Annotated in this window: 13 protein-coding genes and 1 tRNA gene; 11 read left to right on the forward strand and 3 right to left on the reverse strand. The window is 59.6% G+C overall.

Going from position 1 to position 15660, the window contains the following annotated elements; translation table 11 throughout:
* Window positions 1–20 precede the first annotated feature (20 nt).
* Both AAFX04_00510 and AAFX04_00515 read left to right on the forward strand, forming a co-directional pair.
* Window positions 21–2195: a type I secretion system permease/ATPase gene (locus tag AAFX04_00510; protein MEO1043902.1), complete on the forward strand. Its 2175-nt coding sequence runs from the start codon at window positions 21–23 to the stop codon at window positions 2193–2195.
* Window positions 2192–3703, forward strand: a complete 1512-nt coding sequence (locus AAFX04_00515; GenBank protein ID MEO1043903.1) for an HlyD family type I secretion periplasmic adaptor subunit — start codon at window positions 2192–2194, stop codon at window positions 3701–3703. Before AAFX04_00510 ends, AAFX04_00515 begins: the two co-directional genes overlap by 4 nt.
* A 34-nt stretch (window positions 3704–3737) precedes the next feature.
* Here the strand turns inward: AAFX04_00515 and AAFX04_00520 are convergent.
* A tRNA-Arg gene (locus AAFX04_00520) sits at window positions 3738–3814 on the reverse strand.
* A 295-nt stretch (window positions 3815–4109) separates the two neighbouring features.
* Between AAFX04_00520 and AAFX04_00525 the strand changes: the two genes are divergently transcribed.
* The 5 genes from AAFX04_00525 (at window position 4110) to AAFX04_00545 (ending at window position 8989) form a co-directional block, all read left to right on the forward strand.
* Entirely contained in the window at window positions 4110–5309 is a 1200-nt protein-coding gene (locus AAFX04_00525; GenBank protein ID MEO1043904.1) for an aspartate aminotransferase family protein, read from the forward strand.
* Window positions 5306–6241, forward strand: coding sequence for an ornithine carbamoyltransferase (gene argF / locus AAFX04_00530; GenBank protein ID MEO1043905.1), 936 nt, complete (start codon window positions 5306–5308; stop codon window positions 6239–6241). Before AAFX04_00525 ends, argF begins: the two co-directional genes overlap by 4 nt.
* A gap of 17 nt (window positions 6242–6258) precedes the next feature.
* A complete protein-coding gene (locus AAFX04_00535; protein MEO1043906.1) occupies window positions 6259–7188 on the forward strand; it encodes an Hsp33 family molecular chaperone HslO in 930 nt (309 codons plus the stop codon).
* 209 nt (window positions 7189–7397) lie between these two features.
* Window positions 7398–7718 carry a hypothetical protein gene (locus AAFX04_00540; GenBank protein ID MEO1043907.1) on the forward strand — a complete coding sequence of 107 codons (321 nt, stop codon included), beginning with the start codon at window positions 7398–7400 and terminating at the stop codon, window positions 7716–7718.
* Window positions 7719–7876: 158 nt separating this feature from the next.
* Complete coding sequence (locus AAFX04_00545; GenBank protein MEO1043908.1) at window positions 7877–8989, forward strand: serine hydrolase; 1113 nt, start codon at window positions 7877–7879, stop codon at window positions 8987–8989.
* 60 nt (window positions 8990–9049) lie between these two features.
* On the opposite strand, the gene AAFX04_00550 is transcribed toward AAFX04_00545, so the two are convergent.
* Window positions 9050–9295 carry a hypothetical protein gene (locus tag AAFX04_00550; protein MEO1043909.1) on the reverse strand — a complete coding sequence of 82 codons (246 nt, stop codon included), beginning with the start codon at window positions 9293–9295 and terminating at the stop codon, window positions 9050–9052.
* Between the two features lie 9 nt (window positions 9296–9304).
* Window positions 9305–9670, reverse strand: a complete 366-nt coding sequence (locus AAFX04_00555; protein MEO1043910.1) for a hypothetical protein — start codon at window positions 9668–9670, stop codon at window positions 9305–9307.
* Window positions 9671–9835: 165 nt separating this feature from the next.
* Between AAFX04_00555 and AAFX04_00560 the strand changes: the two genes are divergently transcribed.
* The 4 genes from AAFX04_00560 to metH all read left to right on the forward strand — a co-directional run bounded on the left by AAFX04_00560 (window position 9836) and on the right by metH (window position 15650).
* The gene (locus AAFX04_00560; GenBank protein MEO1043911.1) at window positions 9836–10873 is read left to right on the forward strand and encodes a metalloregulator ArsR/SmtB family transcription factor; all 1038 of its coding nucleotides are present in this window, start codon (window positions 9836–9838) and stop codon (window positions 10871–10873) included.
* Window positions 10870–11832, forward strand: coding sequence for a methylenetetrahydrofolate reductase (metF, locus tag AAFX04_00565; protein ID MEO1043912.1), 963 nt, complete (start codon window positions 10870–10872; stop codon window positions 11830–11832). Before AAFX04_00560 ends, metF begins: the two co-directional genes overlap by 4 nt.
* On the forward strand, window positions 11829–12875 hold the full coding sequence (locus AAFX04_00570) for a homocysteine S-methyltransferase family protein (protein MEO1043913.1): 1047 nt from the start codon (window positions 11829–11831) through the stop codon (window positions 12873–12875). The genes metF and AAFX04_00570 overlap by 4 nt, the downstream gene beginning before the upstream one ends.
* 153 nt (window positions 12876–13028) lie before the next feature.
* Entirely contained in the window at window positions 13029–15650 is a 2622-nt protein-coding gene (gene metH, locus AAFX04_00575) for a methionine synthase (GenBank protein MEO1043914.1), read from the forward strand.
* Window positions 15651–15660: the final 10 nt, after the last annotated feature.

A 15660-nucleotide genomic window follows, 5' to 3' on the forward strand; every position in this document is an offset into this window, starting at 1 on the left:
TACGGGGGCCCTCCACCCAGGTGACTGACGAAGAAAATCAACAGGATATCGGTGACGCACCGCGCATCGATTCTGCCTTGGCGTGCTTTATTCTGCTCGCCAAGTTTCTCGGCATGCCTGCCGACCCCGGACAAATTCACCATGATCGTGGCGCTGGAGACCGGCCCTATGAATTTGGCGACCTGGTGCGTACCGCGAAGCGGCTGGGGCTGATTGCACGGCAGCGCAAGGCTGATCTTGACGAGCTGCACAAACTGCCGGTGCCGTGTCTTATGGGTCTCGCCGATGGCAACACCGTCATCCTGCTCAAGGTCGACGACCAGGCCGAAATCCCGCGCTATCTTGTTCAGCGGCATGATGGCGAGCGCCCGGAAATCTGGGGGCTGGAGGAGATGCAGGATCGCTTCTCCAACGCTATATTGCTGATGACATCGCGTGAACGCATGGCCGGTGAAAAGCGTGCTTTCGATATTGGCTGGTTCATTCCCGCGCTGGTGAAATATCGCCGGGCGCTGCGCGATGTTTTGATCGGCAGCTTCTTCCTGCAGCTTGTCGGGCTGGCATCACCGATTTTTTTCCAGCTGGTTATTGACAAGGTGCTGGTGCACCAGTCGATGACCACATTGGAGGTGCTGGCTTTCGGCCTCGCGGTCGTGCTGATCTTCGAGACGATATTGTCGGGTCTCAGGACCTGGCTGTTCGCGCATACCACATCCAAGGTCGATGCCGAGCTGTCGGCGTCGCTGTTTCGCCATCTGGTCAATCTGCCGCTGTCCTATTTCGAGGCGCGACGCGTCGGTGACAGTGTAGCGCGTGTGCGTGAACTGGAGAATATCCGCAATTTTCTCACCAGCAATGCGGTAACGGTGGTGATCGACCTGTTCTTCACCATCGTTTTCTTCGCAGTGATGTATCTCTATTCGCCGATGCTGACACTGCTCGTGGCGCTGACCATCCCGGTCTATGTCGCAATCTCGGTGTTCATCACTCCGTCGCTGCGCAAGGGTCTTGACGAGAAATTCAAGCGCGGCGCGGAAAATCAGGCATTTCTGGTCGAGACGGTGACCGGGATCGGCACGCTGAAATCAATGGCGGTCGAACCACGCATGCGCGACAAATGGGAAAAGCAGTTCTCCGGCTATGTGAAGACGGGTTTCGATGTCACCGTGCTGGGAAACTGGGGCAGCCATCTGATCCAGATGGTTTCCAAGCTGACCACTGTGGGCATATTGTTCTTTGGCGCGTCGGCGGTGATCGCCGGTGATCTGACCGTCGGCTCACTGGTTGCCTTTAACATGCTGGCGGGCCGTGTGGCGCAGCCGATCCTGCGGTTGTCGCAATTGTGGCAGGATTTTCAGCAGGTGCGCATTTCGGTCGACCGGCTGGGCGATATTCTCAATGCGCCGGCCGAACCCGAGCACAATCCCAATCGCGCCAGCCTGCCGCCGATCAAGGGGCAGGTGGAGTTTGACAAGGTACGCTTTCGCTATCGCCCCGATGCACCCGAGGCGTTGCGCGGCGTCAGCGTCACCATCCAGCCAGGCGAGATGATCGGTATTGTCGGGCCGTCGGGTTCGGGCAAGTCGACTCTGACCAAGCTGGTGCAGCGTCTCTATGTGCCGGAGCAGGGACGGGTACTCGTCGATGGCACCGATTTGTCGCTGGTCGACCCAGCCTGGCTGCGGCGGCAGGTCGGCGTCGTGCTGCAGGAGAACATCCTGTTCAATCGCTCGGTGCGCGAGAATATCGCACTGTCCGATCCGGCGATGGCGATGGACCGGATCATCAAGACGGCCCAGCTCGCCGGCGCGCATGATTTTATCCTCGAACTGCCGCATGGCTATGACACGATGATCGAAGAGCGCGGCAGCAACCTGTCCGGTGGTCAGCGCCAGCGGCTCGCCATTGCCCGGGCACTGGTTACAGACCCGTCGATCCTGATCCTGGATGAGGCGACCAGTGCGCTCGATGCCGAGAGCGAGGAAATCATCCAGAACAACCTCAACGCCATCGCCATGGGCCGGACGGTGATGATCATCGCCCACCGGCTGTCCGCGGTGCGCCAGTGCAACCGCATCATGACGGTGGAGGCAGGCGAGATTACCGAGATCGGCAGCCATGAGGAGCTGCTTGCGGCCGGGGGGCGCTATGCTCAGTTGTACAACAAGCAAATGGGCGTCACCGGAGCGGCATGATGGGCGTATTGGCTGACCGTTTCCCGACGCTGCACAAGCATCTGGCGATTTTTGCCGAAAGCTGGCGCCAGCAAAATGCCAATGAGGGCAAGACCAAGCCGCGCAGCGACCATGAGTTTCTGCCCGCAGCGCTTGAAATTATCGAAAAACCGCCCAGCCCAGGCCTGCGTTTCCTCATGCTGTCGCTGTGCAGTCTGTTCGTCATTGCACTGCTATGGGCGGTGATCGGCAAGGTCGATGTGGTCGCGGTAGCAGGTGGCAAGACAGTCCCGGCGGGCAGCGCCAAGCTGGTGCAGTCGATAGAGATTGGCGCGGTGCGCAAAATTCATGTGCGTAACGGCCAATATGTCAAAAAGGGCGACCTGCTCATCGAGCTCGATCCGACCCTCGCGACCGCCGATGAAGCACAAAGCAGCCAGACCCTGCTCGCCGCACGGATATTGCAGGCGCGCAACGATGCACTGCTCGATTATGTCCAGACCGGATCGGGCCAGTTCGTGCCGCCCGAGGGCGCGCCCGAGGACATTGTCGAAACCGAACGGCAATTTGTCCGCACCGCTATTGCCGAATATGAGGCGGAAAAAGCCAATCTGATGCAGCAGCGCGCCGAGCGCCAGGCCGAGCTGCAGGCGGCGGAGGCGGAAATCGCCAAGCTCAATGAAGCACTGCCCTATATCGAGCAGCAAATGGTGGCGCGGCAGGAGCTGGCGGACAAGGGGTATTTTTCGAAGCTGCGCCTGCTCGAATTCGAACAGGCGCAGGCCGAACACATGCGCAATATCGATGTGCAGGAGGCGAACCGGATCCGTGCAAGCGCAGCCATTGGTACGCTCAATGCGCAATTGCGCCGGCTGCGCGAAACCTTTGGCAAGACAGCGGTAAGCGATCTCGCCGAGGCCAATGACCGGGCTACCATGGCCAGCGAGGAATTGCGCAAGGCCGCTCGTCGCCGCCAGTTTCAGGAATTGCGCGCTCCGGTTGACGGCGTGGTCCAGCAGCTGGCGATCAGCACTGTCGGCGGCGTTGTCCAGCCAGCCCAGGCGTTGATGGTGATCGTGCCCTGTGCCGCGCGGCCGGGGCAACCGGCCCCCGACCCCAGCCGCTGCACCAGCGCCGTTGAGGTTGAGGCCTTTGTCCAGAACAAGGATATCGGTTTCGTCAATGTCGGCCAGCGTGTTGCGGTCAAGCTCGAGGCGTTCAATTTCACCGATTACGGCCTGATCGACGGCGAGGTCGAGTTTATCAGCCGCGATGCCATCGATCTGGCACAGCGCCCGGCGGGCAGCATTCAGGACGAACGCGGCAAGCCGCAGCAACAGGGGCTGGTATACGCCGCGAAAATCCGGCTCGACTGCAGTTCCGAAGCATCACAGCGCAGCGGCCTGTGCGACCGGGTACAGCCGGGTATGTCGGTTCAGGCCGAGATCAAGACGGGCAGGCGGCGAATTATCCAGTATTTGCTGTCGCCGATATCACAGGCCGTCAACGAAGCCGGGCGCGAACGTTGAGGCGAAACGGACCGCGCGCATCATCATGATGCAATGGCGCACCCGAGAGGATTCGAACCTCTGGCCTCTGCCTTCGGAGGGCAGCGCTCTATCCAGCTGAGCTACGGGTGCGTGTCGCTGATGTGTCAGCGGCATCGCGCCTAGCAAAAGCACGCGGCCCGCGCCAGTGGGAATCTTGTACCTTTGCAAGTCGCTATGATCATCCCGGAACGACCATGTTCTTGCCATGGTCTTTGCAGCGTTGCGACATGTGTTGACCCGGCTTGACCGGCATCGCTATATTGCTGTCAATCTTGAAAGGCGGTCGGTATCGTTCCGGGCCGCCTTTGCTGTTTTTCTGGCGTATTTCGTTGCGTCCGCATATTTCAGGCCCTGGTTGAGGCTGTGTTTCAGGAGTTTGCCATTCATGTCCATCACCCCGCTCATGCCCGTCTATCCACGTTGCGACGTGCGACCCGTTCGGGGCGAAGGCTGCTATCTCATCGGCGAAAAGGATGAGCGCTATCTCGATTTCGCCAGCGGCATTGCGGTCAATCTGCTGGGCCATGGCCATCCGCATCTGACCAGGGCGATCCAGGATCAGGCGGCGACGCTGATGCATGTCTCGAATATGTATGGCAGCCCGCAGGGCGAGAAGCTGGCCCAGCGGCTGGTCGACAGCACCTTTGCCGATACGGTGTTTTTCACCAACTCGGGCGCCGAAGCTGTCGAATGCGCGATCAAGACCGCGCGCGCCTATCACCAGCATGAGGATGGTGATGACAGGAAACGGGTGCTGATAACCTTCAAAAACGCCTTTCATGGCCGCACCATGGCGACGATCAGCGCTTCGAACCAGGAGAAGATGCATCATGGCTTCCAGCCATTGCTGGACGGTTTCCGCTATGTCGAATTTGATGATCTCGAGGCGGCCGCTGCCGCGGTCGGCCCCGATACAGCCGGCTTCCTGGTCGAACCGATTCAGGGTGAGGGGGGCATCCGCCCGGCCAGCGCTGAATTCCTGCAGGGCCTGCGTAAGCTTTGCGACGAGCAGGACATGATGCTGGTATTCGACGAGGTGCAGTGCGGCGTAGCGCGCAGCGGACAGCTTTATGCCTATGAGCATTATGGTGTTGTCCCCGATATCATGGCCAGCGCCAAGGGTATTGGCGGTGGTTTCCCGCTCGGTGCCTGCCTCGCCACTGAAAAGGCGGCGCGCGGTATGGGTTTTGGCAGCCATGGCAGCACCTATGGCGGCGGTCCGCTGGCAATGGCAGCGGGCGAGGCGGTGCTTGATGTCGTCAATAATGACGAATTCCTGGCGCATGTCCGCACCATGGGTGAGCGACTGACTGCGGCGCTCAACCAGCTTATCCCCAATCATGACACGCTGTTTGATCATGTCCGCGGTGCAGGCCTGATGCTGGGCCTCAAGATGAAGGTCGAGAGCCGTCCGTTCGTGGCGCATCTGCGCGATCATCATGGCCTGCTGACGGTCGCAGCCGGTGACAATGTCGTGCGTTTGCTGCCGCCGCTGATCATCGGGCAGACGCATATCGATGAGTGCATCGAAAAGCTCTCCGCCGGTGCGCGCAGCTATCAGGCGCAGCTGGAAGCGGCACAATGACCGCCGAGATGCGGCATTTTCTGAATCTTGGCGATGCAGGCCCGGATGCGGTGGCGGCGATGCTTAACGACGCCATTGACCGCAAGGCGGCGCGGGCGCACTGGCCGCGCGGCCGGGCCGACAGCGATGCACCGCTTGATGGTCATGTTCTCGCCATGGTGTTTGAGAAAAACTCGACCCGCACCCGTGTTTCCTTTGACATGGCAATGCGCCAGCTGGGCGGCTCGGCGCTGGTACTCGACGCCGGGACGACGCAATTGGGACGCGGCGAGACGGTGGCCGATACCGCGCGGGTATTGTCGCGCATGGCCGATGTGATCATGCTGCGCACCGATGACCATGCCAAGGTTGAGGAGATGGCGCATCATGCCGATATACCGGTAATCAACGGTCTCACCGATCTGTCGCATCCATGCCAGATCATGGCCGACCTGCTGACGATTATCGAAGCGGGCAAGGCGCTGCCCGGACTGGAACTGGCCTGGCTCGGCGACGGCAACAATGTCACCAACTCCATTATCGAGGCGGCGGGGATGATGTTCTTCAACGTCCGTGTCGGCGTACCCAAAGGCTATGAGCCCGATGCAGGATTTATTGCCGCTGCGCGCGCGGCCGGGTCGATCATCACCGTCACCGATGATCCGGTTGCAGCAGCCGGCGGTGCCGATGTTGTCGTCACCGATACCTGGATTTCAATGGGTCAGAAAGATTCCGAAGCCAAGCTGGCAGCGATGATGCCCTATCAGGTCAATGAGGCGTTGATGCAGCATGCGCGCGAGGATGCGATGTTCCTCCACTGCCTGCCGGCGCATCGCGGCGAGGAAGCCAGCGATGCGGTGCTCGATGGCGTGCAGTCGGCGATATGGGATGAAGCGGAAAACCGTATCCACGCCCAGAAATCGGTATTGCGCTGGGTGTTCGGCCAGATTTAGTGCCTATATGGCTTGCTATGACTGACATTCTTTCATCCGAAACGGGAAACGAGATTTTCCGCGATCAGCCGCTGCGCTTCTTCCTGCCGCAGCGTGCCGTGCGCGGCCGCGCAGTACGGCTCGATGCAGTGCTTGACGAAATATTGGCGGCGCATGACTATCCAGTTGCGATCAAGCTGGTCCTGGCCGAAGCGCTGGTGTTGGCGACATTGCTCGGCTCGCTGCTGAAATCGGCAGGTGGCCAGCTGACCATGCAGGCGCAATCTGGGCAAGCCCAGTCCGAAACCGGTGTCATCAGCCTGCTGGTGGTCGATTATCGCGCCGGCCAATTGCGCGGCTATGCCCAGTTTGACGCGGATCGGGCGGCAGAACTGGGGGCCAATGCCTCGCTGGAAACGCTGTTCGGTACCGGATATCTGGCGATCACCTTTGATCGCGATGAGGGCGAAGGCCGCTATCAGGGCATTGTCCCGATCGAAGGTGATTCACTGGCGGCGGCGTGTCAGCATTATTTCTTCCAGTCTGAGCAGATCCCGACGCTGATCAAGGTCGCGATCAGTGCCGATGAAGACGATTGCCGCGGTGCCGGCCTGCTGCTTCAGCATCTTCCCGATGGTGAAATCGGGCGCGAGCGACTGCACGTTCGTCACGACCACCCTGAATGGGAACATGCCGCGATTCTCGCCGAGACGCTGGGCCATGACGAATTGCTCGACAACAGCCTCAGCATGGAGCAGCTGGTGTGGCGGCTGTTCCATGAAGAGCATGAAATCCGGGTCGAACCGGGCAGCATGCTCAGCCGTGGATGTCGCTGCACATTGGAGCGCTATCGCGAGATATTGGAGCGTTTCTCCGAAGCCGATCGCAGCGAAATGCGCGACGAAAACGGGGTTATCAAAGTCGATTGTGCTTTTTGCTCGCGAATCTTCGAAATCCATGGATTATAAAGGTTTTTCCGGGCCAGAAGCGCTTTGAAGACAGGCTTTTGCCGGAAATTACCATGAAATCGCCGCAATTCTGCACTATATAAGCAGTGTAGAAATTTGGGTTTATCAGCAATTTGAGGCGCGCATATATGAAGTTTCGGGGCAAAACAGTTTTGGCGGCTGCATTATTGGCAAGTCCGCTGGCGGCCCCGCTTCTGGCGCAAGGTGGCATGCCTTGGCTCAATTCGCTTGAGCCTGGCTTGTGGGAGATTCGCGACCGTTCCAGTGGTGAAACGGTAGATCGCGTCTGCGTCCGTGACGTCAAGCAATTGCTGCAATTGCGCCATCGCGGTCCGCTGTGTCAGCGCAAGACGCTGCGCGAAAGCGATGACAAGGGTTATATTTATTACGAATGTGGCCGCAAGGGGCACGGCTATACCTCGCTGAAAACCGAGAATTCGCATCTCGCGCAGATCAGCTCGCAGGGTCTGTTCAACAATGCCCCGTTCCAGTTCACCGTAGAGGCCCGTCACGTCGGCAGCTGCGGATAGGTCTTGGCACGGTATCGCAAGCATTCGCCGTTCATCCCGGTAACAGCTTGCCGCAACTATAGAATCCTTTGTCGCAATCCGCTCAACCGGCGCTGTCGGTTAGGCCATGAGACAGCTTTACCGCCTTTGTGCACACCCATGTGATGCCCGAGAGATCGATGCCCGTTTTATCGTCCCTGCCGCGCCGTATCATCGGCCTGTTCCTGATAGTATCGCTGGGTGCCTGTGCATCCGGGTCGGTTGATGAACAGGTCGCGCGACCGGTGCCACCCGAGCCGGTGGCGACCGGATCGAAAAGGGTGCAGCCAGTGCCGCCGCCATTGTCGCTACCGCGTCGTGCCGAGGCTCCGTCTGAATTGCGCGAGCGGCTCTTCGCATTGTGGCGTGGCTTTCCTGGCAAGACCGGGATTGCGGTGCGACGGATCGATGGCGACTGGCTGGTGTCGCATCGTGGCGACCAGTATTTCCCACAGCAAAGCGTGTCCAAGCTGTGGGTGGCGTTGACCCTGCTTGACAAGGTTGATCGCGGCGAACTCAGTCTGGATGATCCGATCAGCATAACCCCGAGCGATCTGACCGTGTTCTACCAGCCCATGGCACGGCGGGTACGCCGTGAAGGGGGTATCGTCGAAACCGCAGGTGAATTGCTCAATCTGGCGATTACCCGCAGCGACAACAGCGCCAATGATGCACTGCTTCGCCATGTCGGCGGGCCCGATGCGGTGCGCGATTTTATTGACCGCAAGGATCTTGGCCGCATCCGTTTCGGCCCTGGTGAGCGGCTGCTGCAAAGCCGGATTGCCGGTATCGAATGGCGACAGAATCTCTCCGAAGGACGCGCTTTTCAGGCCGAACGCGCGCGCCAGCCCTATGAGGCGCGGCGCAAGGCGCTATACGCCTATCTCAACGATCCTATCGATGGCGCCAGCCCGGAAGCGATTGCCAATGCGCTGGCGCGGCTGGCCCGTGGGGATCTTTTGTCGGCGCAATCGACCCAGTTGATATTGCAGACGATGAGCCGCACCCGCAGCGGCCCGAAACGGCTCAAGGGCGGGGTTCCGCCAGGATGGCAATTTGGCCACAAGACCGGCACCGGGCAGGATTTGCCGCCCATCTCCACCGGCTATAATGATGTCGGTATCATGACCGCTCCCGATGGCACACGCTATGCTGTGGTGGTGATGCTGGGCGATACCACGGCGCCGGTGCCCGAGCGTATGCAGCTGATGCAGAATGTGTCACGCGCGGTTGCGTCATCGCACCGGCGCTAAAGGTCGACCGAAGTCTAAAGCAGCATATCGTCAGATAGTGTGGATTTGGCCGTTAATGGCCTATTCTGCAGCGCCTGCCTGTTGGTCGCTGCTCTCGATATCCTCAGCGGCGGCTGGCGCCTGTTGCGGCGCGGCAGAGCCATAATCGGCCTGGCGTGCATCAAGCATTTCGGCCGCTTCATCGAGCATCTTGGCCTCGCCAACGGTGACACCGCCCGGGCCGGGGTCGTTTTCAGCTGGTCCGCATGCCGTCAGCAGCAATGTTGCTGCCACGGCATGCGGGAATAGCCTGGGGTCGAAACCCATTACCGGACCTTAGTTGCCGATTTTGCCGATCATTTCGGCGGCTTTTTCGTCAGCCTTTTCTTCTGCCTTTTTCAGCAGTTCATTGGCTTTGTCTTCTGCAGCAGCTTCGATGGCAGACTTTTCGCCTTCACCTTCGCCTTCGGCAGCAGCTTCGCCTTCTTCACCTTCTGCCGCAGCTTCACCTTCGGCAGGAGCCATGGCGTCGCCAGCACCTTCTGCCGGTGCCATGGCATCGCCGGCACCTTCAGCGGCACCCATGGTGTCTTCGGCATTGGTTTCCGATTCGGTGGTTTCGCCTTCGGTGGCACCGCCACAGGCAGCGAGGGCCAGTGCAAGCGGGGTTGCGATCATCAGTGAACGGTGGAATTTGGTCATGTCTCAATACTCCCTGGAAAAAAATCAGCCTGTGGATAATCGACACGGCGGGGCAAGGCAATGGCCGTTGCGGTCTGTGCGCTGTGAAATCATGTAACATGTGCCTTCATGGGGTTTCAAAACCGCGGTTATTGAGCGATTGACCGGATATAAAGAAATCTTTATATGATTGCCGCAATGGATATGCTGACCACTTTTCGTGCCCTTGCCGACGAGACTCGGCTGCGAATCCTGCTGCTGTTGCAGCAGATGGAGCTGGCCGTGGGCGAATTGGCGCTGGTGCTTGATCAGAGCCAGCCGCGGGTTTCGCGCCATGTGCGCATATTGGTCGAGGCTGGCCTCGCCGAACGCCGCAAGGAGGGCAGCTGGGTTTTCCTGCGGCTCAAAATCGCCTCATCGGGTGTTTCCAGCGCTGAACTGTTGCGGCAGCTGCTGTGTCAGCACGACTTTCTCGACCCATCTATGGCAGCGCAGCGCGATGCCGATATCGCCCGGCTCGAGGAAATCCGGGCGCAGCGGGCGGACCAGGCGGCACGCTATTTTGCTGCCCATGCCGATGAATGGGATGCGATCCGGATGCTCCACCAGCCCGAGGACAAGGTCGAGGCGGCGTTGCTGGCGATGCTCGGCGATGATCTGGGCGATATTCTCGATGTCGGCACCGGCACCGGGCGGATGATCGAACTGCTTGCCGACCGTGCCGACCACGCCACCGCTCTCGACAAGAGCCCGGAGATGTTGCGCCTCGCCCGGGCCAAGCTGGAAAAATTCGGCCCCGATCAGGTCGAATGGCTGCTTGGCGATTTTTACAGCCTGCCTGCCGATAATGACCGCTTCGATTGTGTCGTGATGCACCAGGCGCTGCATTATGCCGATAATCCGGGTGCCGTTCTGACAGAGATTGGCAGGGTGTTGGCTCCGGGTGGTACTGTGGCCATTATCGATTTTGCACCGCATGCGCTGGAGGAACTGCGCAGTCGCGACGCCCATGCGCGTCTTGGTTTCGCCGACTCACAGATGCGTGATTTCATGGCTGCTGCCGGTATTACCCTGTCGGAAAGCCGCGAACTCAAAGGCGCGCCGCTGACGATCCGCATATGGATTGGCAGTGAAACGCAAAAGCGTAACCGCCATCCTGGTTCCGGTCAGGATGACATGATTTCTCCCGTTACCGCCAACCGGCGAAAGGCCCGATCCGTATGACTTCGTCCCCGACTCCGCTTTCGCTCGATCAGCTCAGGGAAGCGCGCACCGCGCTCGATACCCCGCTCTTTGCGGGCCTTTCGGGCGATGATGTCGAAGTGTCCTTCGAATTCTTCCCGCCGAAAAGCGCGAAGATGGAAGAGACGTTGTGGAACACGATGACGACGCTGGCACCGCTGGGTCCGCGTTTCGTTTCGGTGACCTATGGTGCCGGTGGTTCGACGCGCGAGCGCACCCATGCCACGGTGGCCCGGATTATCCGTGAGACCGAAGTGCCTGCAGCGGCGCATCTGACCTGTGTCGAGGCGAGCAAGGATGAAATCCGCGAAGTGGCCGAGCAATATTGGGCTGCGGGTGTGCGGCATATTGTCGCACTACGGGGCGATCCGCCCAAGGAGGGCTGTGCGTTTGAGCCACATCCTGAAGGCTATGCCAGTGCGGCTGAATTGGTGACAGGGTTGAAAGAGATTGCACCGTTTGAGATTTCGGTGGCCGCCTATCCCGAGACACACCCGGAGGCTGATTGTCCGCAGGCGGACTTGGATAATCTCAAACGCAAACTGGATGCCGGGGCCAGCCGTGCCATCACCCAGTTTTTCTTTTCGCCCGATGCCTATTTCCGTTTCCGTGATGCGGCGGCAGCGGCGGGCATCGATGCGGAGATCACACCGGGCATCCTGCCCGTCTCCAATGTCGCGCAGACACGCAAATTTTCCGGCATGTGCGGCGCGCAGATACCGCAATGGATGGACGATCTGTTCGAGGGGCTGGATGACCACCCCGCCACCCGCCAGTTGGTCGCGGCCACAGTCGCGGCAGAAATGTGCCGCCGCCTCTATGCTGGTGGGGTACGCCATTTCCATTTCTATACCTTGAACCGTGCGGATCTGAGCTTCGCCATTTGCCATCTGCTCGGCATCCGCGCCAAGGCATCTCCCCTGAAGGAGGCAGCCGAATGAGCGCACGCGAGCAACTGAAGACTATCGCCAAAGAGCGCATCATGTTGTTCGACGGCGGCTATGGCACCGCAATCCAGAACCGCAATCTGCAGGAGGCGGACTATCGCGGGGACCTTGAACTGACAGCCGATCAGAAGGGTAATAACGACATTTTGGCGCTGACCCGGCCCGATGTGCTGGCCGCTATCCATGATGAATATCTCGCCGCTGGGTCGGACATTATCGAAACCAACACCTTTAGCGCCAACTCGATCAGCCAGGCCGATTATGCGGCCGAGCATCTGGTGCGCGACATCAATATCGCCTCGGCGCGGGTGGCGCGCGAAGCCTGTGACCGCGCCACCGCCAGGGATGGCCGCCCGCGCTTTGTCGCCGGGGCTATCGGTCCGACCAACAAGACGCTGTCGCTGTCGCCCGATGTCAATGATCCCGGGTTTCGCGAGGTGGATTTTGATGAGATGCTGGCGGTTTATCGTGCGCAATGCGACGCGCTGATCGAGGGCGGTGTTGACTTCATCCTGGTCGAGACGATTTTCGACACGCTGAATGCCAAGGTGGCGGCGATGGCAGCGCAGGAAGCGGCGCTGGCTGCCGGTCGTGATGTGCCGTTGATGATTTCTATGACGATTACCGACATGGCCGGACGCAATCTGTCGGGTCATACCGTCGAGGGCTTCTGGCACGCCATTCGTCATGTGAAGCCACTGACCGTCGGGCTGAACTGCTCTTTCGGCGCGGACCAGTTGAGGCCGCACCTCGCTGCTCTCGCCAATGCATCGGATACACTGGTCATGGCCTATCCCAATGCCGGCCTGCCCAATGATCTCGGCGAATATGACGAGACGCCCGAGCAAACGGCGGCGCTGATCGGCAAATGGCTGGAGGACGGTCTGGTCAATATTGTCGGCGGGTGTTGCGGCACCACACCCGAGCATATTACAGCAATGGCCGGTACGGTCGAAGGCGCTTCCCCCCGCACGATCCCGTCACTTGCGGTACAAACCCGGCTATCGGGCCTCGAACCCTTCACCATGGCGGCGTAACATCCTCCCCTGCAAAGGGGAGGGGGACCACGCCTCTAGGGCGTGGTGGAGGGGGCGGGCCACAAGCGCTTTCTCCTGTTGCCAACCCCCTCCACCATGCTTTGCATGGTCCCCCTCCCCGAAAACGGGGAGGAATTAGGAAACAAAAGAGATATGACCCAATCCTCCACCCAATTCGTCAATATCGGCGAGCGCACCAATGTTACCGGGTCGGCGCGCTTCAAAAAGCTGATCATGAATGACGATTATGATGCTGCTGTCGAGGTCGCTCGCCAGCAGGTGGAAAATGGCGCCCAGATTATCGACATCAATATGGACGAGGGCCTGCTCGACGCGGAAAAGGCGATGACGCGCTTCCTCAAGCTGATCGCTGCCGAGCCCGATATTGCCCGGGTGCCGTTTATGATCGATTCGTCCAAATGGTCGGTGATTGAAGCGGGGCTGAAATGCGTTTCCGGCAAGCCGATCGTCAATTCGATCAGCATGAAGGAAGGCGAGGAGGAGTTTCTCGCCCATGCGCGCAAATGCATGGCCTATGGCGCCGCTGTGGTGGTGATGGCGTTTGACGAGACCGGGCAGGCGGACACCAAGGACCGCAAGGTCGAAATCTGCATCCGCGCTTATAAGCTGCTCACCGGCATCGGTTTTCCGCCGGAAGATATCATCTTTGACCCCAATGTCTTTGCTGTCGCCACCGGCATTGACGAGCATCGCCGCTATGGGCTGGATTTTATCGAGGCGGTGGCAGAGATCAAAGCTGCTTGCCCGCATGTGCATTTCTCTGGCGGTCTGTCCAACCTGTCGTTCAGTTTCCGCGGTAATGAGCCGGTGCGCCGGGCGATGCACAGCGTATTTCTCTATCACGCTATCCCTGCCGGGCTCGATATGTCGATTGTCAATGCCGGTCAGCTCGATATCTATGACGATATTGACCCGGCGCTGCGCGAGGCGTGCGAGGATGTTATCCTCGACCGCGAACCGAAAAATGGCGGCGATGCGACTGAAATCCTGATCGAAATGGCCGAGAGCTTCCGCGGCAAGTCCAAGGAAGAGGACAAGGCCGCGGCGGAATGGCGCAGCTATGATGTGCCCAAACGGCTGGAGCATGCGCTGGTCAAGGGCATCGACGCGCATATCGTCGATGATACCGAAGAAATGCGGCTGGCTGTCAAAGAGCGCGGCGGCAGACCGATTGAGGTGATTGAAGGGCCGTTGATGGACGGTATGAATGTCGTCGGCGACCTGTTCGGATCGGGCAAGATGTTCCTGCCTCAAGTGGTCAAATCCGCGCGGGTGATGAAGAAGGCCGTGGCGCATCTGTTCCCCTTTATCGAGGCGGAGAAAGAGGAAGGCGCCAAGGGCAAAGGCAAGATCATCATGGCCACTGTAAAGGGCGATGTGCACGATATCGGCAAGAACATCGTCGGCGTGGTGCTGCAGTGCAATGGCTTTGAGGTCGTTGATCTGGGCGTGATGGTGCCGTGGCAGGATATCCTCAAGGCCGCGAACGAGAATGACGCTGATATGATCGGGCTTTCGGGCCTGATTACCCCGTCGCTTGACGAGATGGTGACCGTGGCCGAGGAAATGGAAAAGGCTGACATGACGCGGCCTTTGCTGATTGGCGGTGCGACCACATCCAAAGTGCACACGGCCTTGCGTATCGCGCCGACCTATTCGGGCCCGACGGTGCATGTGCTCGATGCCAGTCGCGCTGTGGGTGTGGCATCAACTTTGGTCAGTGAGACACAGGCTGAAGGCTTTATTGAGCGCACCGCCAATGACTATGCCGAAGTCCGTGCCAAGCGGGAAGGGCGCGGCAAGTCGCAACTGGTCCCGCTCGAAACCGCGCGCGCTAATGGTTTTGTCGCCGATATGAGCATGAAGGCAACGCCGGTGCAGCAGCCGGGGCTGCATGTCTATGGGGACTGGGATCTGGAAGACTTGGTCGAGACGATTGACTGGACGCCATTCTTCCGCAGCTGGGAGTTGGCGGGGAGCTACCCGAAAATCCTGGATGACTCGGTGGTCGGCCCGAGTGCGCGCAGCCTGTTTGATGATGCGCAGAAGATGCTCGATAAAATCATCTCCGAGAAATGGCTCACCGCTAAAGGCGTGGTCGGCTTGTGGCCTTGTAAGCGTGACGGTGATGATGTGCTGATTGATGTGGATGGCAAAAAGGTGCGTATGCCGTTCCTGCGCCAACAAGTCGAAAAGCGCGAAGGCCGAGCCAATATGTGCCTAGCTGACTTCATTGATCCGGAAGGGGACTGGATGGGTGGCTTCGCCGTTACCGCAGGCCATGGCATTGACGAGCATCTTGAACGGTTCAAGGCCGATCATGACGATTATTCGGACATATTGCTCAAGGCGCTGGCTGACCGGCTGGCCGAGTCTTTTGCCGAGCGGATGCACCAGCATGTCCGCACCACGCTTTGGGGCTATGCGCCCGATGAGCAGCTTACCAACGAGGCGCTGATCCGTGAGCAGTATCGCGGCATCCGGCCTGCACCGGGCTATCCTGCCTGTCCCGATCACAGCCAGAAGCCGGTCCTGTTCGATATGCTCAACGCGACCGAGAATACCGGCATCACGCTCACCGAAAGCTTCGCCATGCTGCCGACAGCGGCGGTCTCCGGCTTCTATTTCGGCCATGCGCAATCGGACTATTTCGGTGTAGCGCGTGTCGGCGAGGATCAGCTCACCGATTATGCTTCCCGGCGCGACGTGGATATCGATATCGCCCGCCGCTGGCTGCGGCCCAATATGGATTAGTCACCAGAAC

The organism is Pseudomonadota bacterium, assembly GCA_039818985.1.
GTDB lineage: Bacteria > Pseudomonadota > Alphaproteobacteria > Sphingomonadales > Sphingomonadaceae > Alterisphingorhabdus.

Coding starts and splice junctions, on each gene's coding strand:
- AAFX04_00525 (MEO1043904.1), top strand. CDS start 4,110: ATGTCCATCACCCCGCTCATGCCCGTCTATCCACGTTGCGACGTGCGA.
- AAFX04_00535 (MEO1043906.1), top strand. CDS start 6,259: ATGACTGACATTCTTTCATCCGAAACGGGAAACGAGATTTTCCGCGAT.
- AAFX04_00540 (MEO1043907.1), top strand. CDS start 7,398: ATGCCTTGGCTCAATTCGCTTGAGCCTGGCTTGTGGGAGATTCGCGAC.
- AAFX04_00515 (MEO1043903.1), top strand. CDS start 2,192: ATGATGGGCGTATTGGCTGACCGTTTCCCGACGCTGCACAAGCATCTG.
- AAFX04_00555 (MEO1043910.1), bottom strand. CDS start 9,670: ATGACCAAATTCCACCGTTCACTGATGATCGCAACCCCGCTTGCACTG.
- AAFX04_00560 (MEO1043911.1), top strand. CDS start 9,836: ATGATTGCCGCAATGGATATGCTGACCACTTTTCGTGCCCTTGCCGAC.
- AAFX04_00570 (MEO1043913.1), top strand. CDS start 11,829: ATGAGCGCACGCGAGCAACTGAAGACTATCGCCAAAGAGCGCATCATG.
- metH (MEO1043914.1), top strand. CDS start 13,029: ATGACCCAATCCTCCACCCAATTCGTCAATATCGGCGAGCGCACCAAT.
- AAFX04_00550 (MEO1043909.1), bottom strand. CDS start 9,295: ATGGGTTTCGACCCCAGGCTATTCCCGCATGCCGTGGCAGCAACATTG.
- metF (MEO1043912.1), top strand. CDS start 10,870: ATGACTTCGTCCCCGACTCCGCTTTCGCTCGATCAGCTCAGGGAAGCG.
- argF (MEO1043905.1), top strand. CDS start 5,306: ATGACCGCCGAGATGCGGCATTTTCTGAATCTTGGCGATGCAGGCCCG.
- AAFX04_00545 (MEO1043908.1), top strand. CDS start 7,877: ATGCCCGTTTTATCGTCCCTGCCGCGCCGTATCATCGGCCTGTTCCTG.